This window comes from Priestia sp. ABM2_011, from assembly GCF_056158845.1.
Window position 1 is genome coordinate 5005725 of sequence record NZ_JBSWUB010000001.1, and the last position, 24379, is coordinate 5030103.

General features: G+C 38.4%; 22 protein-coding genes. 2 read left to right on the forward strand and 20 right to left on the reverse strand.

Annotated features, from left to right (window positions below):
* Nucleotides 1–180: 180 nt before the first annotated feature.
* The 5 genes from ACXAE4_RS26325 to ACXAE4_RS26345 all read right to left on the reverse strand — a co-directional run bounded on the left by ACXAE4_RS26325 (nucleotide 181) and on the right by ACXAE4_RS26345 (nucleotide 4121).
* Complete coding sequence (locus tag ACXAE4_RS26325) at nucleotides 181–831, reverse strand: amino acid ABC transporter permease (RefSeq protein ID WP_099330582.1); 651 nt, start codon at nucleotides 829–831, stop codon at nucleotides 181–183.
* Between the two features lie 14 nt (nucleotides 832–845).
* Nucleotides 846–1484, reverse strand: coding sequence for an amino acid ABC transporter permease (locus ACXAE4_RS26330; RefSeq protein ID WP_140451841.1), 639 nt, complete (start codon nucleotides 1482–1484; stop codon nucleotides 846–848).
* Between the two features lie 74 nt (nucleotides 1485–1558).
* Nucleotides 1559–2374 carry a transporter substrate-binding domain-containing protein gene (locus ACXAE4_RS26335; RefSeq protein ID WP_033580702.1) on the reverse strand — a complete coding sequence of 272 codons (816 nt, stop codon included), beginning with the start codon at nucleotides 2372–2374 and terminating at the stop codon, nucleotides 1559–1561.
* Nucleotides 2375–2395: 21 nt separating this feature from the next.
* Nucleotides 2396–3124: an amino acid ABC transporter ATP-binding protein gene (locus ACXAE4_RS26340; RefSeq protein ID WP_028410185.1), complete on the reverse strand. Its 729-nt coding sequence runs from the start codon at nucleotides 3122–3124 to the stop codon at nucleotides 2396–2398.
* A gap of 475 nt (nucleotides 3125–3599) precedes the next feature.
* Nucleotides 3600–4121 (reverse strand): M15 family metallopeptidase, encoded by a 522-nt coding sequence (locus ACXAE4_RS26345; RefSeq protein ID WP_048021637.1) that lies wholly within the window; start codon nucleotides 4119–4121, stop codon nucleotides 3600–3602.
* Nucleotides 4122–4335: 214 nt separating this feature from the next.
* Between ACXAE4_RS26345 and ACXAE4_RS26350 the strand changes: the two genes are divergently transcribed.
* Nucleotides 4336–4992, forward strand: a complete 657-nt coding sequence (locus tag ACXAE4_RS26350) for a hypothetical protein (RefSeq protein WP_165573877.1) — start codon at nucleotides 4336–4338, stop codon at nucleotides 4990–4992.
* 41 nt (nucleotides 4993–5033) lie between these two features.
* Here ACXAE4_RS26350 and ACXAE4_RS26355 read toward each other — a convergent pair whose 3' ends face one another.
* From ACXAE4_RS26355 to ACXAE4_RS26370, 4 genes are all read right to left on the reverse strand, one after another.
* Nucleotides 5034–6254 carry a multidrug effflux MFS transporter gene (locus ACXAE4_RS26355; RefSeq protein WP_047751756.1) on the reverse strand — a complete coding sequence of 407 codons (1221 nt, stop codon included), beginning with the start codon at nucleotides 6252–6254 and terminating at the stop codon, nucleotides 5034–5036.
* A gap of 67 nt (nucleotides 6255–6321) precedes the next feature.
* The gene (locus tag ACXAE4_RS26360) at nucleotides 6322–7143 is read right to left on the reverse strand and encodes a MerR family transcriptional regulator (protein WP_028412508.1); all 822 of its coding nucleotides are present in this window, start codon (nucleotides 7141–7143) and stop codon (nucleotides 6322–6324) included.
* 63 nt (nucleotides 7144–7206) lie between these two features.
* Nucleotides 7207–8220: a nitronate monooxygenase gene (locus ACXAE4_RS26365; protein ID WP_033580819.1), complete on the reverse strand. Its 1014-nt coding sequence runs from the start codon at nucleotides 8218–8220 to the stop codon at nucleotides 7207–7209.
* A 272-nt stretch (nucleotides 8221–8492) separates the two neighbouring features.
* Nucleotides 8493–9557: a lactonase family protein gene (locus ACXAE4_RS26370; protein ID WP_155010620.1), complete on the reverse strand. Its 1065-nt coding sequence runs from the start codon at nucleotides 9555–9557 to the stop codon at nucleotides 8493–8495.
* Between the two features lie 333 nt (nucleotides 9558–9890).
* Here ACXAE4_RS26370 and map point away from each other — a divergent pair, with 333 nt between their 5' ends.
* Nucleotides 9891–10637 (forward strand): type I methionyl aminopeptidase, encoded by a 747-nt coding sequence (gene map, locus ACXAE4_RS26375; RefSeq protein ID WP_154974140.1) that lies wholly within the window; start codon nucleotides 9891–9893, stop codon nucleotides 10635–10637.
* 26 nt (nucleotides 10638–10663) lie between these two features.
* Here map and ACXAE4_RS26380 read toward each other — a convergent pair whose 3' ends face one another.
* The 11 genes from ACXAE4_RS26380 to gatA all read right to left on the reverse strand — a co-directional run bounded on the left by ACXAE4_RS26380 (nucleotide 10664) and on the right by gatA (nucleotide 24379).
* Nucleotides 10664–12469 (reverse strand): ATP-binding protein, encoded by a 1806-nt coding sequence (locus ACXAE4_RS26380; protein WP_475237287.1) that lies wholly within the window; start codon nucleotides 12467–12469, stop codon nucleotides 10664–10666.
* 23 nt (nucleotides 12470–12492) lie between these two features.
* Entirely contained in the window at nucleotides 12493–13479 is a 987-nt protein-coding gene (locus ACXAE4_RS26385) for a BMP family ABC transporter substrate-binding protein (RefSeq protein ID WP_028412512.1), read from the reverse strand.
* A gap of 171 nt (nucleotides 13480–13650) precedes the next feature.
* Nucleotides 13651–13881: a helix-turn-helix domain-containing protein gene (locus ACXAE4_RS26390; RefSeq protein WP_013055062.1), complete on the reverse strand. Its 231-nt coding sequence runs from the start codon at nucleotides 13879–13881 to the stop codon at nucleotides 13651–13653.
* Nucleotides 13882–13894: 13 nt separating this feature from the next.
* Nucleotides 13895–16633: a GTPase domain-containing protein gene (locus ACXAE4_RS26395; RefSeq protein WP_028412513.1), complete on the reverse strand. Its 2739-nt coding sequence runs from the start codon at nucleotides 16631–16633 to the stop codon at nucleotides 13895–13897.
* A 195-nt stretch (nucleotides 16634–16828) separates the two neighbouring features.
* A complete protein-coding gene (locus tag ACXAE4_RS26400) occupies nucleotides 16829–17644 on the reverse strand; it encodes a YitT family protein (RefSeq protein ID WP_274863156.1) in 816 nt (271 codons plus the stop codon).
* A gap of 226 nt (nucleotides 17645–17870) precedes the next feature.
* Nucleotides 17871–18083: a hypothetical protein gene (locus ACXAE4_RS26405; RefSeq protein ID WP_080974221.1), complete on the reverse strand. Its 213-nt coding sequence runs from the start codon at nucleotides 18081–18083 to the stop codon at nucleotides 17871–17873.
* A gap of 143 nt (nucleotides 18084–18226) precedes the next feature.
* Nucleotides 18227–18664: an SMI1/KNR4 family protein gene (locus ACXAE4_RS26410; protein ID WP_098112277.1), complete on the reverse strand. Its 438-nt coding sequence runs from the start codon at nucleotides 18662–18664 to the stop codon at nucleotides 18227–18229.
* Nucleotides 18665–18840: 176 nt separating this feature from the next.
* Complete coding sequence (gene rlmD / locus ACXAE4_RS26415) at nucleotides 18841–20214, reverse strand: 23S rRNA (uracil(1939)-C(5))-methyltransferase RlmD (protein WP_047751760.1); 1374 nt, start codon at nucleotides 20212–20214, stop codon at nucleotides 18841–18843.
* A gap of 95 nt (nucleotides 20215–20309) precedes the next feature.
* On the reverse strand, nucleotides 20310–21242 hold the full coding sequence (locus tag ACXAE4_RS26420; protein ID WP_016762783.1) for a diacylglycerol kinase: 933 nt from the start codon (nucleotides 21240–21242) through the stop codon (nucleotides 20310–20312).
* Between the two features lie 234 nt (nucleotides 21243–21476).
* Nucleotides 21477–22907: an Asp-tRNA(Asn)/Glu-tRNA(Gln) amidotransferase subunit GatB gene (gene gatB / locus ACXAE4_RS26425; RefSeq protein WP_274863155.1), complete on the reverse strand. Its 1431-nt coding sequence runs from the start codon at nucleotides 22905–22907 to the stop codon at nucleotides 21477–21479.
* A gap of 14 nt (nucleotides 22908–22921) precedes the next feature.
* Nucleotides 22922–24379: an Asp-tRNA(Asn)/Glu-tRNA(Gln) amidotransferase subunit GatA gene (gene gatA, locus ACXAE4_RS26430; RefSeq protein WP_475237291.1), complete on the reverse strand. Its 1458-nt coding sequence runs from the start codon at nucleotides 24377–24379 to the stop codon at nucleotides 22922–22924.

Here is a 24379-nt window from a genome sequence, read left to right on the forward strand (position 1 = left end):
CACTTCTTGCACAAAAACCCCTACCGGATATTCAGTAGGGGTTGGACCAACACTGTTTTTTTCTTCTATATAATGAATGAAAATAATCTCATTTAATCACTGTTACTTTAGTCATTTTATGCGTTGCAACAATGCATTGTCAATGTTATTTATTTTCCAAAAATAAAGTCAAAAGAGTATCTACACCCTTTTGACTTCTAGTCTTCGTGCAATGATTGATAAAGCATAGTTTACAATAAAATACATCATCGCAATGATCAAAAACATCGGCACCACGTAACTTTGTTTCTGTCCATAAATGATTTGAGCATTATGCAGCAAATCAGGAAGCGCGATGACCACTGCAAGCGACGTATCTTTTAATAATGAAATAAATTGACTAACTAAAGGAGGTACCATTCGTCGCAAAGCTTGTGGCAATACAATAAAACGAAGCGTTTGGTAATAGTTTAAACCTGATGAACGTGCCGCTTCAATTTGTCCTTTTTCAATTGATTTTAATCCGCTTCGGATAATTTCTGAAATCATAGCAGATTCAAATACAGTGAGGGCCACAATCGCTGCTGACGTAATTTCCATATCAATTCCGATTTCAGGTAAAGCAAAGTATGTAAAAAAGATGATTAAAAGAAGCGGCAAATTCCGGATAATTTCTACGACAAAAGCGAGTACATGAGACAGAACTGGAATGCGGGCATACCTTAAAATACCTACTATACTTCCAATAAGAAAACTTAACACAATCGAAATGAATGCCACTTTTAAAGTGACCCAAAATCCTTCTACTAAGAAGGAAAGGTGATCAGGAGAATAAGCACTCATAAAATCCATCACTTTCACTCCTTTCAGCTTGTTTTACCAAGACGTTTCTCAAGATAACCAACTCCTAAACTCAACGGAATGGTTAGAACTAAATAGAATAAGGCCACAAAAATATACACATCAAACACTACGTAAGTTCGAGAGGAAACAAGATCTGCCTGATACATTAAATCAAAACCAGCAACAATCCCTAGCACGGATGAGTTTTTCACTAAATTAATAAATTGATTCCCAAGAGGAGGAATGACAATTTTAATGGCTTGAGGCAATATAATGAATCGCATCGCCTGACCGTACGTAAGGCCGGATGAACGCGCCGCTTCAAGCTGCCCTTTTGGAACTGCCATAATTCCCGCTCGTATAGCTTCGGCGATAAAAGCTGCCGTATAAATAGTTAATCCCAGCACTCCGGCTGCTGTACCGCTGATTCCTGCCACAATAAAAATAAAAAAGACGATAACCACAAGTGGAATATTTCGAATAAACTCTACGTAGACAGTGCCAATTACATTTACTATTTTGAAAGGAGCTATTCGCATTACCGCAATGATTGTACCAAGTACAAAACTGGCCACTAAAGCAATCAGACTGGCGATAATGGTGTACTTAAAACCTTCTAAATAAAGATCCATATTGTTCGTCAGAATTGAAAAATCCAGCAATTTTCTTCCTCCTTTCAACTAAACAAGCAGGATGAGCATAATGCTGCTCATCCTGAGAAAAGAAAACTGTACGCTTATTGTTTGATCCACTTGTCGTGAATTTCATCATATTTTCCAGAGTCTTTCATCTTTTTAAGCGCATCGTTTAATGCATCTACAAGCTCTTTGTTTCCTTTTTTCACAGCAATGCCATAAGGCTCTTCTGTGAACGGCTTTCCTACTAATTCATAAGAAGGATCTTCATCAGCCATTCCATAAAGAATAGCATCATCAGTTGTTAAAGCATCTCCTTGCTTAGATTTTAAAGCGGTAAATGCTTCTGCATAGTTTTCAAACTCTAATACCGTTGTCTCCGGTGCTTTTTCGCGAATATTAATAGCTGAAGTTGATCCTTTAACAGCCAACACTTTAGTACCTTTCTTCAAATCATCAACGCTTTTAATTTTACTGCCTTTTTTCACAAGAAGAGACTGGCCAGCTTGAAAATACACATCCGTAAAATCCACTTCTTTTTTACGCTCATCTGTGATGGTCATTGTTGCAACAACAGCGTCAATATCTCCTTTTTGAAGAAGAGGAACCCTTGTTTTGGACGTAACTTCTTTAAATTCTACCTTGTTTTCATCTCCTAAAATCTCTTTAGCCAGCTGCTTAGAAATATCAACATCAAAACCTTCTACTTCACCCGTCTTTGGATTCTTTAAGCCAAACAAACGCGTATCATTTTTAACTCCAATGACAATTTTCCCTCTGTCTTTGATTTCAGTGAGCGCATCTTTTTTAGCTGATGATCCACTCGTTTCTTCACTTTTCCCTCCACAAGCCGCTAACATCATAGCCGCTGCTAATGAAAGCACGGCTGCCTTTAAAAACGTTTTTGATTTCTTCATATTACTCCCCCTATTAAACAATTAATGATTTAAAATACGGCTAAGAAATAAACGTGCCCTTTCTTCTTGCGGGTTTTCATAAAACTCAGCCGGAGTTGCCTCTTCTAAGATTTTTCCTTGATCCATAAATACAATGCGGTCTGCTACTTCTTTAGCAAACCCCATTTCATGAGTTACAACTACCATCGTCATTCCTTCTTTAGCCAATGTTTTCATGACATCCAGCACTTCTCCAATCATTTCTGGATCAAGAGCAGAGGTAGGCTCATCAAAAAGCATAATCTCTGGTTTCATCGCAAGTCCCCTCGCAATGGCTACACGCTGCTGCTGGCCGCCTGAAAGCTGGGATGGGTAGGCGTTGGCTTTTTCACCGATTCCTACTTTATCCAAATAGTATAGAGCTGTTTTCTTAGCTTCTTCTGACGACTGTCCCAGTACTTTCATAGGCGCTAAGGTGATATTTTCTAAAACCGTTTTGTGCGGATATAAATAAAAATGCTGAAACACCATACCTATATTGCGGCGCAGTTTGTTAATATTTGTTTTTTTATCTGCAACTAATATATTATTTACCGTCAATTGTCCGTTAGATATTGTTTCTAAATAATTTATGCATCGCAGCATCGTGCTTTTACCCGAACCCGAAGGTCCAATTACGACGACAACTTCACCTTTTTTAATCGTTAAATTGATATCTTTTAATACGTGAAAATCACCGTAATATTTGTTCACTCCGTCAAAAACAATCATTTTCCTCCTCCTAATCTGCGAACAACAATAAATATTTAAATTTTTAAAATATTTAAAATATGTTAAAAATTATATTCTTACCCTTAAAGCAAAGTCAACAGTTGACAAATTATCTCTTTTTTGTAATCAAAATGAACTATCTTCAAATAAAATATGCTAGAAAAATAAAAGGTTTTGTTGGCATTTGCCGATATGTAAGCATACGTTCGCTAGGCTGAAGGTACTTGTATAAGCTTAATCAATAGATTATATTAGTTAACGCATATCTTTATACGAATTGTCTTTCATTTTTCTAGGGCAGTTCTCTCTAATCAGCCCTTTTTCTAATTATCTGTCTATCACTTTATTATATTAATATATATAATTCTCTTAGCAGTAAATTAATAAAAAAGTAAATACAAGCTTCCATTCATGTTAGAGGTTCTGACATAAATATAGTGAAATTATATTATTTCTCTAAAAAACACACGCTTTATTAGCGTGTGTGGCCTTTTATATTTTCCGGACTCATTTGAAAATGCGGATAGTCTTTAAAACCTTGCCAATCTCCTCCCCATTCAAACCCTAAACTTTTTGCGATATCTACAACCTCCATCCAATCAGACCGATTATTGTTATTACCGTCATATTTCATGTCCCAAATAACTTGTCCGTCTTTTAACCCAATAGCAAAATCAATAGCTAGTCCATAGTTATGATAAGACTGGCCGCCCTTTGAATAGGTAACAATGTTGCCTTCTTCCGTCCTGCCTTTTGCATAAAGCTTATCTTGTTCTTCTTTTGAACGGAAACCTTCCGTAATGACAATCGAGATTCCTTGGTCGTTTGCTTGTTGAACAAGTTTATTTTTCTTTTCTTCTACGACAGGATGCAACTCAGCTGCTCCTGAAAAATCTTTTAACGTTGGACCTGGCTTTAACTCATCGCGAAACAAAAATAACAGGCTTACCGCTATCACAACTATCAAAGCTATTGCCAATTTTTTAAGAACGTTCATCTATATAAAGTCTCCATTCTTTTTTGCTGTTACTTAGATAAAATCATATCGAATTTCATTTTGTTATCCAATAAAAGAGCTGTAGTGTTCAACAAACGTCTATATTTTTTCGTTTTTTATCTATTTTCACCATTTTTTCACTATTGGTGGTTACATTAACAATTGTGGACAGCTCTGTACCACACCCCTATAACTTTTAAGGAGTGACAACAGCATGAAAAAGAAACTATTCGGTTATATCATGGCAAGCGGTTTAACACTAGGAGTTATGGCCGCTGCAAACTCCACGGTATTTGCAGCAAGCAAAGATGAAACAAGCTCTTCAACGGTTGTAGAGCGAACAAATGGCAATACAACAACTACGAGTGATGCAACACAACAAAAAGTTGATGATATTATGAAAAAAGCACAGGAAAAATTACAGAAACTCGGCGTAAGCTTACCTCAGCATCATAAAGAAGGCCCCTTTAGCAATTTAGATGCTGGTACAAAGGCAAAAGCCAAAGCTATTATGGATCAGCTTCGCGACGGCACCCTGACTAAGGAACAAGCTGAAGCCAAATTAAAAGAACTTGGCGTAGACTTCCCTGAACATAAAGGTGGTCCTTTTAGCAATCTAGATGCAGCCACTAAGAAAAAAGCCAAAGCTATTATGGATCAGCTTCGCGATGGCACGCTGACTAAGGAACAAGCTGAAGCCAAATTAAAAGAACTTGGCGTAGATCTTCCTGCTAAAAAGAAAGATTTTCTAAATGGTTTAGATGCTGAAACAAAAGCTAAGGCCGAAACCATTTTAGAAAATGCAAAAAAAGAAATTCAAAAACTCGGTGTCACAATGCCGTTTGAAAAGAACGAGCACAAAGCTCAATAACTAAAAAAATCTACTTGGCTGTTGAGAGCCAAGTAGATTTTTTATGATGCAGTTTTCCGTTTCACTAATGCCATGTATACACCTAATGCTAATAAATCACAGACCATAATCACAATGCCCATCGGCAGAGCATTTTGCCCTCCTCCAAGTCCCACAAGAGGAGCTACGGCTGCTCCGAGCAAGAACGGCAGCAATCCTAGAAGCGCTGAAGCACTCCCTGCATTAGAAGCTTGATTTTGCATAGCAAGTGAAAAAACGGTTGTGTTCACAATTCCTACGCTTGATACAACAAAGAAAAGCAAGATGCAGACCAAAATAACGGATGTGTGAGTAGCAATTACAGCCACTAAAAGCACGCTTCCAACGGCTGCTTGAAGCAATCCATACATGAGAAGAGTAGCTTCTTTTACTTTACCAGCTAAACGTCCTGTCACTTGAGTAGCTATAATGAGACCAAAACCGTTAATAGCAAAAACAAAACTGAACATCTGCGGAGACAGTCCATAAATGTCTTGAAGAACAAATGTAGAGCCTGAAATATAAGCAAACATAGCGCTCATAATAAAACCTTGCGCCAGCGCATATCCCACGAAGACACTATCTTTTAGCAATACGCTAAATGTACGCAGTACTTCTGTTAATCCACCTTCTTTACGGCGTTCAGCCGGCAGCGTTTCTTTCAAGCCAAATAAAACGGCAAAAAACATTAGTGCACCAATTACGGCTAATACACCAAATACTCCGCGCCACGACATAACCGTCAGCAGCTGTCCACCGGCAACCGGAGCCAAAATGGGAGCTAAACCATTTACGAGCATGAGCATGGAGAAAAACTTTGTTAAATCCGAACCTGAAAACAAGTCTCGCACGCTTGCTCTTGAAATAACCATTCCTGCTGCTCCCGCCATGCCTTGAATAAATCGTAAAACGATAAAAATCCAAATAGAAGGCGCAAACACGCATAACACAGAGGCAACTGCATAGGTGATTAATGCTGCTACAAGCGGCTTTTTCCTTCCCCGGATATCACTGAATGGCCCCATTACCACTTGCCCAAATGCCAAGCCTAATAAGCAAGCTGTCAGACTGACCTGGGCTAAAGAAGCTGACGTATGCAGTTCTTTAGCAAGCGTCGGCAGCGCTGGCAAATACATATCAATTGATAACGGTCCAAATGCGCTTAGTGAACCCAAAATTAAAATAAATAAAATGCGATTTCCTCGGCTTAAAGACATTCCTTGGGAAATACTTTGCTGATTCATCTATTGTTGTCTCTCCCTTCAGCAGTTTTACAATAGTCTCATCTTAAACCCTCCAGCAACTGGATAGTCAAGACGTAATTCGAATTTGAATTTCCGTCAGCCGCTCTTCTTCATGATGAGAAATAAATGAATCTACAATTCGCCGAATTAAAAAAGGCCCTTCTGCTTTGTATCCTTCGGCTTTAATAAAGTTCAGTAACGTATCGTAATAGACTCCTGTGGTATCTCTCTTTTCTCTCATATAAATAGATGCGTAATCGCCTTCAGGTATTAACGTAACGAGTTCATGCTTAAAAGAAACATCGCTTTCGACCAATAAAAAAATGCCATCGTAATCTGTAAATTGTTGTTTTTTTGTGTTTTCTACAGATAGTATAAACCCTACTTTCCCAATCATAATCGGGGTAATATGACTAATTTTCTTTTTTAAATCACGGAGAACACTTTCAGTTCCGTCTAACGTACCTACCTCTGCTTTTACTTGCACAACTTCACGAGAAGGAAGGTGTTTGATGAACGGGGCTCCTATTTGGTTAATATGTCTCGTCTGTTCTAATTCCTTCATTCGAGTTGTTAACTGGGCATTCACTCTTTGAAGGTGACGAATTTTTTCTTTTGTTACCTTCTGATATTCCGCTAAAGTTTCAATAAATTCATCCAAGCTGCTGTGCTCCATCTTTCTTTTAATTTCTTTTAACGGAACTCCCATCAGCTTTAAATAGACAATGATATCTAATTTTTTAAATTGTTCTAACGTATAGTAACGATAACCGGTTTGCGGATCAACTTCATAAGGCTCGAACAGGCCAATTTCATCATAATAGCGAAGTGTTTTAATTGGAATATCGTGCAGTCTGGCCATTTGCCCAATCGTAAATTTGTTTTGCACTATAAGTTCACCTTCTTTATGTAAAGCTGCTTGCACTTAAAGCAAGCAACACCGTAATTCTCATCATTCATTTAGTTCTTGTACAAGCTCTTCCACAATAAGATGTGCAGGCAGTTCTTTTGCCAGCGTAAATCCAGTTCCTGCCCACAAAGAAGTGTACTCTGGATTATTCATTTGTGTAGCTTTTGTTCGAATAGGCTTTGTCATGTAATGAATATGAGGGTAAGCGGATGGTGCTGATTTATCATAGGAAATAAAAAAAGCATTCACAAATCCTCTAGCACGTTTCCCTGTAAAAGCTCTTGTAACACCTGTTTCATTAAAACGCTTTTGAAGAATGCTTTCTTTATGAAGAGCACTCGCTCCGCTTTCTGGACAACAAATAAAAGCCGTACCTAACTGCGCAGCAGAAGCACCTTCCTGTAACACGCGTTTAATGTCAGACCCCGTCATCAAGCCTCCCGCAGCAATTAATGGCTTTTTAGTGATTAGACGGACTTCTTTTAGCAAATTTATAAGCGAAAAGTCCACCGAACTCTCTAAAAAAGTAGACCGATGGCCGCCGGCTTCGATTCCTTGCAAGCACAGCGCATCTGCTCCTGCTCTCAAAGCCACTTCGGCTTCTTGAGGTGTTGTAATCGTAACGAAAATATGACTTCCAATTCCCTTTAAGCTTGCTACAATCTCTCGATCCGGGCACCCAAATGTAAAGCTCACAGCAGGTACTCGATGTTTTTGAATGATGTCGAGCTTGGCACTCCATTCATCATCATCATTCTTTGGTATGCCAACTTGACACTCCAAATATCCAGCGGCTTTTGACAATTCTTTTTGATAACAATCAAGTGCATCAACTGCTACTTTTTCATTTGTCGGAACAAACAGATTTACTCCAAAAGGTTTTTTCGTAAGTGAGTGCATCTCTATAATTTCCTGCTCCAATTCACGCGCACTTTTATATCCCGCGGCTAAAAACCCTAGCCCTCCGCTATTAGATACAGCTGCAGCTAGTTTAGGCGTCGAAACTCCTCCTGCCATAGGAGCTTGTACAATTGGATACTCACATATATTTTCCACACTTATCACCTCAGCCCTTCATGCGTTCTCTCTTCATTCTACTACAACCCCAGAAAAAAAAGCCCTCCAAAAGGGCTTTTCTTCCATATATAGATTATGCTCATTTCAAAAATTGGGATCATAAATGACGCTTAGGAATGCGCACTACCTAACTATTCCCTCAAAGGTTCACCTATGCGGATGGCACTAACCCCGAAAGGGGAGTGACAGCCGCTTAGGTTTAGAAAGCCAGACCTGATTGTTTTTGGATCAGGTCTGGCTTTCTACATCGATTACTTATAGTGGAGGAACTTTACGCATACAGCTTCTGGAACCGTAACGTTAGATTGAAGAAGCGTTAGCTTTCCATTTTCTTGGTCTCTTTCAAACAGCACCAAGTTTCCTGTCTCTTGATTAGACGCCACAATAAATTGTTCCGTTGGATCTAAAACAAAATCGCGCGGCCAGTCGCCTTCAGTGCCTGTCCATTCTACGAATGTTAACTGTCCAGAATCCTGGTCTACTTTGAATGTTGCAATCGAGTTATGTCCGCGGTTTCCTGCATAGACAAAGCGGCCGTCTGAAGAAATGTGGATCGCACTCCCTTGATTATTTTCTGTAAAATCAGCCGGAATTGCTAAAGTAGCTTGTTGTTGAGTAAAGCTTCCTGTGCTTTCGTCATACGTTAAAAATAAAACTTCGGAGCTGAATTCTGTCATTGCATACGCATAGCGGCCATTTGGATGGAACGTTAAATGTCTAGGGCCAGAACCAACAGATATAGAAAGGCTGTTGACTTCCTTCAATTTATTCTCTTCCACTTCATATGTCACAATTTCATCAATACCTAAGTCCACAACGGCCACGTGCTTTTCTCCAGGAGTAAAATCGGCATAGTGTACGTGTGGTTTTCCTTTTTGTCCTTTTTTGAGGTCTGAATGAGGATGTTCCACTACGGATGCTACATATTCAATTTCTCCTGTTTCTTCATTAACAGAATACGTCTCAACGCTCCCTTTATGAAAGTTAGCAGATAAAACAAGCGTATTATCTTCATTCACTGAAACATAGCAAGGAGGCGCGCCATCTAGCAGCTGTTTGTTTACAAACTTTAGTTGACCCGTGTTTGGATCAACCTTAAAAGCAGCTACTCCGCCTTTTTCTCCTTCTTTAATAACTGTATAAAGATGTTCGTTGTCTTTGCTTGCATTTAAGTATGTAGGGTTTTCAATTTTGGCCACGGCTTTTACTTCTACAATCTTTTTAGCCTTCGTATCTAACGTAAATGTATAGACACCTTCACTGCCTGCTTTTGTATATGTACCTGCAAATCCAATAAATTTTCCATGTTCACTCATTTTCCTATACCCCTCCTAAAGAATTGTTTCGTTTCATTTATTTTACTATATCATACCGCATTTGTTATAGAGAATGCTCCAATTCAACGTTCATTTATCAGTTTTCCCTACATGCCTATCGTCAAACCCTTCCTTTTTAAGCCTGCATCTTGCATTTTCCTACCATTGGGCGTTATGATTAAGGATGATTTTATATCGCCCCATAGCAGACGGTTCCTGTATTTCTTAGATTTTTAAATAAAGAAGAATCGACTGATGAATAGTCGACTTTCATCGCTATAACCGCTGCTCAACTTTTTTCGTAAAGTTACATCAAAAAAGGAGTGAACAACAATGATCACATTAAAAAGTGAACGCGAAATTAATTTAATGCACGAAGCAGGTAAACTATTAGCTTCTTGTCATAAAGAAATCGCTAAAATGATCAAACCAGGCATAACAACAATGCAAATTGATAAATTTGTTGAAGAGTACTTAGCAAAGCACGGAGCAACGCCGGAACAAAAAGGATACAAAGGATATCAATATGCAACGTGCGCTTCTTTAAATGATGAAATTTGCCACGGTTTCCCAACAACTAAACCGTTAAAAGACGGGGATATTGTAACCATTGATATGGTTGTAAATTTAAACGGAGGCTTAGCAGATTCCGCATGGACTCATACCGTTGGAGACATTTCAGACGAAGCACAGCGTCTAGTAGATGTTACATACGAAGCGCTTTCAAAAGGAATCGAGCAAGCACAGCCAGGAAACCGTACAGGTGACATCGGCCACGCTATTCAAAGCTATGTAGAAGGCGAAAAGTTCTCTGTCGTACGCGACTTCACAGGACATGGAATTGGAAATACCATGCACGAAGCGCCTACAATTCTTCACTACGGAAAAGCCGGCAAAGGTACACGTTTAAAAGAAGGTATGGTTATTACGATTGAGCCAATGGTAAACGCTGGTACATGGCATTCTAAAATGGATAAAAACGGTTGGACTGCTCGTACAACAGACGGTAAATTATCCGCTCAATTTGAACATACGCTTGCGATTACGAAAAACGGTCCTCTTATTTTAACAGCACATTAAAAAACAGCCCTTTTGAGGCTGTTTTCTTAATGTAGAGGAAATTTAATAACAAAAACTGTGCCGCGGGAAGAAGTAGATAATAATTTAATCTGTCCTCCGTGGCTTTCTAGAATACGTTGAGCAATGGGCAGGCCAAGACCTGTGCCACTATCCTTCGAAGTGGAAAAAGGCTGGTACAGCGACTGCTGCATATGAACCGGAATACCTTTTCCAGTATCTTCAATGTATAGACAGTAGCTATCTTCATGAACCTGCGAGTAGATTGTAATGACTCCTTCTCCATCCATGGCTTCCATACTGTTTCGAATTAAATTATGAAGAACTTGTTTGATTTGTTTTTCATCTACCTTTAATACATGCGGCTGCAATTTCACATCGAAAATAAGCTTATCTTTTTCTGTAAATTTGCTTGAGTGAGTAATCAAAGGCAATAACTCATTAATAATATCCTGCATGCTGACTTTTTTCATCACCGGAGTCCCAGGCTTTGATAACAACAGCATTTCTTCAATGATGTAATTAATCCTCTCTAGTTCTTTCATAAGCAGAGGCAGGTAAAAACGCTTTTTCTCCTCATCAGAAAGAGACTGATTCATAAGAGATATAAATCCATGAATCACGGCAAGAGGATTACGAATCTCATGAGCAGCTCCGGCTGCCACTTCTCCAACCAAGGCAAGTTTCTCAGACTGATGCATTCGCTTTTCTAATTCTTCGGTATCCGATATATCAATGAAATAAAAAATCCTTCCAATGCTTTCGTTCTTCTCATTAAACAGCTGCGTTTGAGAGGCTAAAAAGCAATAGCACGTCTCTTTCGTTCCAAATAATACTTTTTTATTTTCGTGAATTTCTCCCGAATTCAACATGCTCCAAAATTCAGTATTATATTCAGGACATTCCTTCATATACCGGCAAATATCCTTTTCATCGAGATCTAAAAACTGTTTTGCTGAGGTATTAGCAAATATACTATTTGTCTCATCTTCTATTGTGATAATTCCAACAGGCAGTGAATTTAAGATCTGCTGGCGATATGCTTTATCTTTAATGATTTTCCAAAATGAATCTTCTAAACTAACCGACATTTGATTGATAGAAGCCGAAAGCTGCTTCAGCTCGATTTGCTTTGTGTCTTGAAGAACAAGACCGTATTCTCCGTCTGCAATGTCATTCACTTTTTCAATCATTTGTTCAATTGGTTTCGTAAGGCTTGCACTCATACGATAAGAAACATAAAGAGAAGCCACAATAGCACTTACTGTTAAAATTAATAGTAAAATTAATGAATCTTTAATAATGACAGACAGTGTATCTGATAGTGTATCAAGTGAATCAACCGTCTCTTCTTTTGAACTATTAATATCTTTTTTTATCTGATGCATATCCGGCAAATAATTTCTCTTAAGATACTCTTTTGCTCCCTCTATATCTCCGTACTTCAGCAGTCCCTGCACGTTATTAGAAATCTTGAAATCAAGCAGCTCAATTTTTTCCTTCAGTGGAATCAACGATTTTGGCACAGGCTGCTTATACTTTTCATTGTCTTCAATAACTCGTGTATCATATGATTGATATTCTTCTATCAAAGAGACAGTGGGGTTCTTTAGATTATTTTTCACAATGTATTCTTTTATGTTCAGCTGCTCTTCCCAATAAGAAAGCCACACCATTTGAGGAACATCTTCATCTTTAATTTCGTTGCTTACATGATTCATTTTATCAATGGCATGCACTAAAACTAAAGAGAACCCGCTTAACATGAATGTAATCAAAAGAAGAATCGTTAATATTTGGCTACGGAATGACATGTTGCGAAATAATTGATTCATAATCATCTCTTTCTTTTTCATAGTTACTTCGGCTGTGTAGACATTCTAACTTTCGAATATAATATTTGTTTTTCTTGTTTACTGTACATTGGTCCAAAAGGCGCAAGCTTATAAACACCATCCCGGGCATCAAGTTTGACTTCTCCAGATCGAAGGCCCTTTTTACTAAAATAGTCTTTCATAATCGCGTTGTAAGCTTGAGGAACATCATTTATCACACTTGTTAAAATAACAGACCTCCCCATATACGCCTGATCATCTAAATATCCTATTACGTACATTTTTTGTTTTTTCGCTTCTTGAATCACTTCTTGATTATATGAATTTCCTTTAGCATAGACGATATCGACGCCTTCATCTTTTAACTCACGGAGCAGCTTTACTGCTTTTGCTCCATCGTCTCGGCTGTTTACCACTCGATAATAAAAAGCAATTGAGGAATCAGACGCTTTTAGGCCTTTTTCAAACCCTGGATTTTTTTCGCGTGCTTCAAATGCATCAATTAATCCAATTTTTTTCGTTCGTGTCTTCATGGCAGCTGCCGTGCCTGCCAGATACTCTATTTTTGTTTGATCAAATGTATATACAGTTTGGTTTTTATAACGTGAAGTACCGTGAATGGTGACGAAATGAACATGAGGATACTTAGGAGCGAGTTCTGTAAAAACGGTAGAAAATTCTCTTCCATGTCCAATTACGACTTTTGTTCCATTTTGAATAACTTTTTCAGCAGCTTCCTTCATTTTTTGGTTCGTATTTACTTCGCTAATAACTTGAGCCGAAACGGGGTACTTCTGCTCGATGTTGATTTTTCCTTTATAAGCTAGACTGCCCCAGCTTTGATCTGTCAGTACATCAGAGGTGAGAATTGCAACGCTTGTGTTTTCTACTTTTTTTGTCGTTTGCTGACTTATAATCCCTTGTGTTTTCGAAACAATAATAATTAAAAACGAAGCGACAACAATCAGGGCAAGCAATAAAATCAGCCTTAACTGTCTTGATCGTTGCATAGACCTTCTCCTTTTTGTTTAGCATACTTTCATTATATAAAAAAAGCATCTAAAAAGACTACATCTTTAACGAAATTCCAACTTTTTTCGACATTTCTTTCATATCTTACCTTTTTTAACACTTTCACTCCAAAAGAAAAAGCAGAAAACATCTGTTTTCTGCTTCGGCCTTCAATCTTCATCTTTTACGTCCATATCTTCAGGGATTGGCTCATTTAGGTATTCTTCAATTTGTTTTTTATACTTTTCCATTTGCTCTAAATGAGTGTTAAACTGCTCTTTATTTAATAAGTAGTTTTCACCATCAAATATAGCCCTTACTTTTCCTTCTTGAATCAATTTCTGTACATATTCTTCAGGAAAAGATAGATACTCTGCTGCTTCTTTTATCGTTAAATACATCCTGCTCCACCTTTTAGACGTTATAGTGTACTTCTTCTGTAGCTTTAACCATTAACTCATACTGACGCAAGCGAAGCTGGAATAATGTTAACGGATCATAGTAAGCTTCAGGATTGGCTTTCATATGACTTAATACGTCTTGATTTTCATTAATATGCGCCTGTGTTTCTTCAATCGTTTCTTTTAGAACCTCTTTTGGCTTTTCAAAGAATAGTTCAATATCAACTTCTAAATTTTTCTCAAATAAATTAAATTGCATAAAAAACTTTGCCAGCATAGATTCTGTGATATCTTGATAGTCTTGACTTTCAATGTACTTTTTATATTGATTATAAAGTAGCGTTTGATTTTGAAGAATGGAAGAAAACAGTTTTCCTGCTCCTTTTAACAAAAGCTGCGTTGGATTAACGCGAAGTAAAATATTTTCTTCATCCAGCTGAACCCGATTAGCCATACGATTAACGTCGCGGCGCCAGTCGTCCAGCACTTTAAAATCGCAGGCTAACGTTAATTTTTGCTCATTGTACATCTTATTTAATGACTCTGCTACTTCTTCAATATCTACTTGACTCGCAATCAGCTCTTCATTTGATGTAGCAATCCAGTCCTTTAAAGAAATGCGGAACTTAGGTAGAACATCTTGCTGCAAGTGCTCTTCCACGCGCATATTCATTTGTTTATTCAGTTCAATATGAACTGTACTAAAATCACTGTCTTCCTTCACTAATTCTGAAGACTTTTTGAGTAAACGAGGAATTTTATTTTTTAGCTTTTTGCTGATATCCTCTTTGATGCCATGATAAGCTGAAACAATACTACTCGCTTTTTCTTGTTCTAAGTCATCCACTCGATGCAAGAAGCCATTTAATCGCACAAGCATATCTTCGTTCCATTTAATACTTTCAATCAAATGATTTTCTGTGTGATTTCTCTTTTCCACTAAGCTCTTTAGCATATTTTGAATGAAGAACAGCAGTCTGCGCGCACGCTCTTCTACTCCAACGTCGTTTGGATCGTAATAGAAATTAGCTTTAATAAACTGAGCCAAGTCTCCGTGGTGCTGACTCGATACGTAGTGAGGCGTATAGGCTAATACATGAGCCTGCGGGAAATCCGCTCCAATGCTTGCTTCAAATTCTTTTGTAATTCGCTCAATCGTTGCTTGATTATAAAGACTGTCCATATTGTTGATGACAAAATGAACTGGCGTATTTGGCGCATATTCTTTAATCTCCAGCAATAATTCTCTTTCTTCATCAAGCAGCGATTCTTTTGCATCAAGCACAAACAGTAAACCATCTGCTAAAGGAGCATATTTAAATGCATCCTGCTCACGCGCCTCTTGTTCTGTAAAGCTTGGCGTAACAATGCATGAACAATTATGCTTATCAAGGAACGCAAAAGGTTTTTTCACTTCTACAAGCGCCTGGTGAGAAGATTGCTCCGCTCCGTCAATCGTTTCCATCGGAATGATTTCTTGATCAGCGATTTGCTGGATAGATTCTTCTTCATCATGAATGAACACAAAGGTTGTTTCATGATTTTGCGGTACCTTTTCTTCTGTAATCGATCCCACAAATGAAGACGTTGCAGCATTTGTTCCTGTAATTAATAAGTGTGTCGTATGAGCATCTAATAAAAAGTCTACCCACCATTTAAAGGTGTGCCCCACTTCTAAACCATTTTCATTAGCCCATTTAATAATGCCATGGCAAAGCTTGTAGTGATATTCAAGACCATCAATGTCGTTACGCGCCTCAAAAATTAATCTGCCTGCATTTTCGATTGTAATGGTATCAATAGTTGACGGAAACTTTTCATTCCATGAAAGCACGGCCGCAGACGGAAATAACGCACGTGACTTATTAGTAATTTTAAGCCAGTTTGTTAATACGTTCGGAATGACTTCATGTAATTCCTTTACAGAATGATCACTTTCCATTAAGTCAGTGTACGTCTCTTGATAAAGAGTTGAAATCTCTTGCCAATAATCATAGAGACCCACTTCAATATTCAAGAAAATATCATTGATGGTTTTAATCCAAGCAAGATAAGGAGGCTGACTCTTATATTGTTTCCATAAAGCTGAGACAAGCTGTTTGAAATATACTTGGTCCACTTTGTAAAATGAAATCATCACTTGATAAAAATAGTTAGGGATAAAGTTTGCTGTATATCCTTTATCTACGTAAGTCTTTAATACCGCAAACCAATTCAGCGATTCTGTTCGAATACACTCATCTACTGCAAGCTCCACTGCGCTATTAAAATCTTCTTGCTCTTCATAAAATCTTCGCGCAATCGCCGTGACGTTTGGATAATCCGGCTGAGAAGCAACCAGCTCGTTAATAACTTCATAAGCTCGTTCAATATTGTTATGGTCCGTATAAAGCGAAAACAGCTTTAGCGCTATTTCAGCTTTTAATACTTTTGAATCCGTTTCGATGGATAGGTAAAGCTCTTCAGCGAGCGTAGACAACCCCAATTCATAATGTGCGTCGGCTGTATTTTTCTTCGCCCACAGCTTAAACTCGCCATTTACATTCTCCCACTTAAAAATCGCGGATTCAAAATCTTGATTGTGGAAGTACACTTCTCCCTGAGCTAAGCGAATGAGCGATAAGTCGTACCACTCTTTTTGCTGCTCTTCGTAATAAGCGTGTCCAAGGACTTTTACAGGCGGCTGATTTTCATTTTCTTGCATAAACGTTTCGTAATATTTCTTTTTCGTTAACTGATATTCTACCGTCATATAGTCTCTCCTTTTTGATGTCAATATTTTATGTACTCTATCAAATTCCCTTTTTTATACTTTTCATACACGATATTTTCTTACTCATATTTTACGCAAAAAAAGCCTCAAGAACTACTCTTAAGGCTTTTTTTATAACTTTTATACTATAAAAATGGCTATTTATCATAAATCGGCGCTGAAATAACAAATATATTAATAGGCATCCCGTCGAAACAGCCCCATTACTTCTACCGTTTCCGTAATATTTACGAAAGCTTCAGGATCCACAGATTGAATTAACTGCTTGAGGTTTGCAAGCTCATAGCGTGAAATCACCGTCATTAATATTTTACGGTCTTCTCTTGAATAAGCTCCTTCACCGTTCATTAACGTCACACCGCGCACCAAATTCGTAAGAAGCTGATGCTTCATTTCTTCGCCTTTTCTCGTAATAATGGTTAACGTGAGCTTAATGTGGCGAGTATGAATCGCATCCACTACTTTTCCTGTGACGAAAATCGAAAGCATCGTATATAAAGCCGCGTCCCAATTCACAAAGAAACCTGAAACAAATACGACCACGGCATTCATCGCTGATAATATAGCGCCAAGCGGAAATTCTTTTTTATGCGTAAGAAGCATCGCAATAATATCAAATCCACCTGTCGAAGCTGACTGACGAAAAACAAACCCTACGCCAATTCCAGTTAAAACTCCTCCAAAAACAGCTGACAGAATAGGATCTGTACTAACAGCTCTCAAGGGAATCACGTATAAAGCAATTGATAAAGCCACAACGGACAGCAGCGTATGTAAAACAAACCGCTTTCCTAACTTCATAAAACCAATAATTAAAAGGGGTAAATTCAACAAAAAATTCATTGTTCCCGTGCTTGCAGGCGTTAAAATTCCTATAATCATAGCAATACCGCTAATTCCGCTGCTTAGCACTTTATGGGGGATTAAAAACCAATTGTATGCAAATCCAATTAACACAGAACCCGCTATAATAGCAATTGCTCTATACATGATGTCCCTTCACCTCTTACCACAAATATAATGTTTTCATTTATTGCTTCTTTATTATAATTCCTAAAATATTGAAAACCTTAAAAAAAGTATATTCAGAAATTTGCTGTGTTGGTGGGGTGGACAAACTGCAAAATAAAACGGACATACAAGCGGATAATGCTTTTATATCAAGCTTTTGCTGCTTTTGTTATAGAAATGCTACCTTTACCTTTTCCGTACTTATTTAACCTAAAAGAGGTTGAGACATCATAATGAAATGAATGTATTTTAAAGGCGAACAACTAGTATAGATGAGCTTGTATGGAACCGCAGTTGATTTCCGTGCAAGACTTCGCTTTCCGCGGGCGGCCGCTGAGCCTCCTCGTCGCTTGCGCTCCTGCGGGGTCTCACCTATTCCGCTTTTCCCGCAGGAGTCTTCGTCTTGCCCTCCAATCAACTGCTAAAAGGAACGAAACAGACGACACTTATTTGCCCTAACAAAAAAATAAACCACGAATCAAACATGTTGATTAATGGTTCGTTTTTTACTTGGGTTAAAATACTTTTGTCCCAGTCTCTTGGTGGAAAGTTATTTTAATTTTATTCTTCTTCATATAGACCATTAATAAATTCTTCAAATGAATGGGCGACGAAAAACATACCGCTTTCAGGATTCTCGTATGCTAGTTCATGATCTATAAAAACGATAAGAGGCCGCTGAGAGTTAAAACGGTAGTCAAAACATACATGATTATCCGCTATGTCATCTCCAAATGGGTAAATACCATCAACTAGCTGGTATTTAAGATCATGGTACACGTTTAAAATGTAATCCTTCTTCTCCTGATTAAAACTTAGTAATTGGTAAAAAGAACATTCTCTCTTTCCAACATTAAATCCATCAGCTGAAGGTTCTCCACCATGATACTTTGTTACACATTCCATAAAGTAAATTGGAAATAATACATCCCATGCTTTTTCTACATCTAAAATGGTTTCTAAACTTACCTCTTTTTCATCCGTTTCCCACGTAATCAATTTGCTTCATCCATTTTGCCTTATGTATATTTAGGAATCTTTTTACTCCCATTTATAATTGCTTTTATTTGTTTCTCTATAAATTTTTTTAGCATATTCCGTACTGTATTAAAAATAAAAGCCAATATAAAATACCACTACCATTCCTAATGATAGTGGTGTTTTAAACAATTTTCTTATTTTAATGTAAGCACCGCCACATTCTCCACATGCGTCGTATGCGGGAACATATCAACAGGCTGAACTTCAACCGTCTCATAGCCGCCTTTTTCTAGAATAGCTAGATCACGCGCAAGAGTTGCTGGTCCGCATGAAACATAGACAACTTTTTTCGGCTTCATCTCGATGATGGTATTTAAAAGGGCTTCGTCGCATCCTTTTCGCGGCGGATCTACGACGATGACGTCCGCTTTGATGCCTTGTTTGTACCAGTTTGGAATGACGACCTCTGCTTCGCCTACTTCGAATTCAGCATTGTGAATACCGTTTAGCTCAGCGTTGCGCTTTGCATCTTCAATCGCTTCAGGGACGATTTCAACGCCATATACTTTTTTCGCTTTTTGAGCGAGAAACAACGAGATTGTTCCGATTCCACAGTAGGCGTCAATGACCGTTTCTTCTCCTGTTAAATCTGCATACTCAAGCGCTTTGTCATACAGCACTTTCGTTTGCTCAGGGTTTACTTGGTAGAATGATTTTGCTGAAATGGCAAATTTAACATCGCCGATATAGTCGTAAATATATTCTTCTCCCCAAAGTACGTTCGTTTGGTTCCCTAAAATGACGTTAGTACGCTTGCTGTTTACGTTTTGAACAATTGATTTCACGTTCGGCACGGCTTCGATAATGTCTTCTATAATACGCTTTTTGTTTGGCAACTCAGCTGTACGAGTAACAATTACAACCATAATTTCACCCGTTACAAGTCCGTAGCGCGCCATGATATGACGAAGCGAGCCTTTATGCTTTTGTTCCTGGTAAGCAGAAACCCCATGCTTTTCACAGATTGATTTGACAGCTTGAACAACATCATCATTTGCCTGCTGCTGAATCAAACAGGCATCCATGTTAATGATGTCGTGGCTTCGCTGCTGGTAAAACCCAGCGACCAAACCGCCTTCTCGCTCTGCTACGGGAACTTGAGCTTTGTTTCGATAGCGCCAAGGATCGTTCATTCCTAGCGTCGAATGTACCGGAACGTCAGGTAAATGGCCAATTCGCGCCATGACGTCTTTTACTTGCTTTTGTTTAAATTGCAGCTGTCCTTCATAGCTTACATGCTGCAGCTGACAGCCTCCGCACTGCTTGTATACCGGACAGGGTGCTTCAACACGCTGCTCACTAATTGTATGGTGCTTGATAAGCTTGCCAAACGCATAGCCTTTTTTTACTTTAATGACTTTTACTTGGCCGCTTTCGCCGGGCAGCGCATTTTGAACGAAAATAGGAAATCCGTTCACTTTCGCTACACCCGCTCCGTCATGCGTTAAATCTTCAAACGCAACATCTATATATTCATTTTTTTCTACAGGTGGTTTTAATTTTTCCATTTATCGTTACATCCTTTTAGTCATTTGAAAATGCTGAACTGATTGTACCATAAGAGCCAAAGCCAAACAAAGAAAAGCATGAAAAAAGATCGCAATTAGGCGATCTCATTTTTTTCCATCAATTCAGCTGTTGCTTTTGGAACAAAGATTTCTACATGGCGATATAAGTTTACAAATTCCCCAGGCAATAACCCGCCGTACTCGCCATCTAGATTTAACTGCATTTTATCATTTGTATGAATTTTAACACGGTTCGCTTTTGTATAAATAATATGAGGATCATTGATGTGTTCCCCTCGCAGCGCAAGTGTCGCAATTCGAATAAATTCAGCTAAATTTGCTTTCTTTAAAATAATTAAATCAAACATGCCGTCATCTAAAGAGGAATCTGGTGCCAGCTTTTCAAAACCGCCGACTGAGTTCGTTAAGGAAACAAGGAAGAACATAATCTCGCCGCCAAAGAATTTTCCGTCATACTCAATTTCAACAGATGTTGGTTTAATAGAAGGAAGCATTTCCATGCCTTTTAAATAGTAAGCTAGCTGTCCAAGCATTGTTTTTAACTTGCTTGGCACTTCATATGTTAATTCAGTTAAACGGCCGCCTCCGGCGATATTTACAAAGTAATGCGTTTCTCCATCGTTTGTTACACAGCCCAAGTCAATTGGCTTTGTTACGCCTTCTACAATGACATCAATAGCGCCTTCAATCGTACGCGGCACATTAATGGCACGAGCAAAGTCATTGGTTGTTCCAACAGGAATAATACCTAGTTGGGGACGATAGTCTTGTCCAGCGATACCGTTTACGACTTCATTGATGGTACCGTCTCCACCAGCTGCGATTACAACGTCAAAGCGACGTTCTACTGCTACTTTAGCAGCTTCTGTTGCATCACCAGCACAAGTTGTAGCATGACAAGATGTTTCGTAGCCTGCTTGCTCTAGCTTTTGCAAAACTTCCGGTAAGTTTTTCTTAAAAATTTCACGGCCCGATGTCGGGTTATAAATAATTCTCGCTCTTTTCATATTCATCATCCTAATAATGATAATTTGTCACAAATCTTTGCCTACTTTTATCAGTGAAAGAATGCCCCCTCACATTACATCATCAACAAGAGGGGGCATGAACAAACATATTATAAAGAAATTAACCTTGATATACAATATTCACGTTTCGGTTTTTATTCATACCTTCAGCGCGATCGCCCTTACTCATAATAAATGTGAGATGGATACCCACCTCACATTTAGTTATCAAATTTAGCGTTTATTAATTTCTTCTAAAAGAATTTTATTAACCATCGGTGGGTTCGCTTGGCCTTTTGAAGCTTTCATAATTTGACCAACTAAGAAGCCAATTGCACGATCCTTACCGTTTTTGAAATCTTCAATAGATTGAGGGTTTGCATCTAATGCATCTGTTACGAATTTGCGTAAAGTTGCATCATCAGAAATTTGTACAAGACCTTTTTCTTTTACAATTTCCTTTGCATCTCCGCCATTTTCAATTAATTCTTTGAATACTTTTTTCGCAATTTTAGACGAAATTGTACCTTCTTGAATTAATTGAATCATACCAGCTAGGCCTTCAGGTGTTAAGGCTACATCTGAAAGTTCTTTTTGGTTTGAGTTTAAGTAAGCAGAAACTTCGCCCATTAACCAGTTAGAAGATAGCTTCGCATCTCCGCCCGCAGCAAGTGTTGCTTCAAAGAAATCAGACATTTCTTTTGTTAGCGTTAATACCATAGCATCATAAGCAGGTAAGCCAAGCTCTTCTACATAGCGCTTTTTACGAGCATCTGGAAGTTCAGGAATTGAAGCACGAACGCGTTCTTTCCACTCTTCGTCGATGTGTAATTCTAATAAGTCAGGCTCTGGGAAGTAGCGGTAGTCGTCAGATCCTTCTTTTACACGCATCAGAATTGTTTCACCCGTAGACTCATCAAAACGGCGTGTTTCCTGCTCGATTAGGCCACCAGACAATAACACTTTTTCTTGACGAATTTCTTCGTGTTCAAGACCGCGGCGCACATAGTTAAATGAGTTTAAGTTCTTTAGCTCAGCTTTTGTACCAAACTCTTCTTGTCCAACTGGACGTAAAGAAATATTGGCATCACAGCGAAGTGAACCTTCTTCCATTTTACAGTCAGATACGCCTGTATATTGAATGATTGATTTTAGTTTTTCTAAATAAGCATATGCTTCTTCAGGAGAACGCATATCTGCTTCCGATACAATCTCAATTAGAGGTGTACCTTGACGGTTGAAGTCTACTAGTGAATAGCCATCGCCTGTATGCGTTAACTTACCAGCATCTTCTTCTAAATGAAGTCGGTTGATACGAATGCGCTTCGTTTCACCTTTAACTTCTACTTCAATCCAACCGTTCTCGCCAATTGGTTTATCAAATTGAGAGATTTGATAAGCTTTTGGGTTATCCGGATAGAAATAGTTTTTACGATCAAACTTTGTATCTGTTGCGATTTCACAGTTTAGCGCAAGCGCCGCTTTCATTGCAAAATCAACTGCTTCTTTGTTTAACACAGGTAGTACGCCAGGATAACCTAAGTCAATTACACTTGTGTTAGCATTTGGAGCCGCACCAAATGCGTTTGGACTTGCTGAGAAAATTTTAGATTTTGTCTTAAGCTCAACGTGTACTTCAAGACCAATAATCGTTTCAAAGTTCATCTTTATCTCACCCCTTACAGTGCTGGTTTCGCTTTATGATGCTCAGTTGCTTGTTCGAATGCATGAGCAACACGATAGATTGTGCTTTCGTCGAAATGCTTACCGATAATTTGTAACCCTAATGGCAATCCATTTGATAAGCCGCAAGGCACAGAAATACCAGGTACTCCAGCAAGGTTTACTGGGATTGTTAAAATATCGTTTGCATACATTGTTAATGGATCATCTGTTTTCTCACCAATTTTGAATGATGGAGTTGGTGTAGTCGGTCCAATGATAACGTCATAGTTTTCAAATACAGACTCAAAGTCTTGCTTAATTAACGTACGTACTTGCTGTGCTTTTTTGTAGTAAGCATCATAATAACCAGAGCTTAACGCAAATGTCCCAAGCATGATACGGCGTTTTACTTCGTTTCCAAAGCCTTCGCTTCGAGACTGCTTGTACATTTCGATTAAGTTCTCAGCATTATCTGTACGGTATCCGTAGCGAACGCCGTCAAAACGAGATAAGTTAGCAGACGCTTCAGAAGAAGATAATAGATAATACGTAGCTAATGCGTATTTAGAGTGTGGAAGCGATACTTCTTCCCAAGTTGCGCCTAGTCCTTCTAACACTTTTAGTGCATCTAAAACAGACTGGCGAGCTTCTTCGCCCACACCTTCGCCTAAGTATTCTTTTGGAACAGCAATTTTAAGGCCTTTTACGTCACCTGTTAAAGCAGATACATAATCCGGTACATCAACATTAGCAGAAGTAGAATCCATTGGGTCTACGCCTGAAATTGCTTGAAGTAAGTATGCATTATCTTCAACAGAATTTGTGATTGGTCCGATTTGATCTAAAGAAGATGCAAATGCCACTAATCCGTAACGAGATACGCGACCATACGTTGGTTTTAATCCAACAACACCGCAATAAGCAGCTGGCTGACGAATTGAACCACCTGTATCAGAACCTAAAGAGAACGGAACTTCGCCTGCTGCTACAGCTGCAGCTGAACCACCGCTAAATCCACCCGGTACGTAATCTAAATTCCATGGGTTGCGCGTTAACTGAAGACCTGAGTTTTCAGTTGAAGAACCCATTGCGAATTCATCCATATTTAATTTACCGATTGTTACCGCTTCAGCTGCCTGCAGTTTTTGAACAACTGTTGCATCATAAATCGGATCAAAGTTTGCTAGAATTTTACTAGAGCAAGTTGTACGTAAATCTTTTGTGACAATATTATCTTTTACACCGATTGGCATACCAAATAATAGGCCAAATTCATCTTTTGTTTGTAATGCTTCATCTAGCTCTTTTGCATAAGCACGAGCATTGTCTTCATTAAGCGCTAAGAACGCACCTACTTTATCATCTACTTCATTAATACGTTTGTATGATTCGTCTACTAAATCTTGTACACGTACTTCTTTCTTGTGTAAAAGGCTATGTAGTTCTGAAAGTTTACGATCGAATAAAGACAT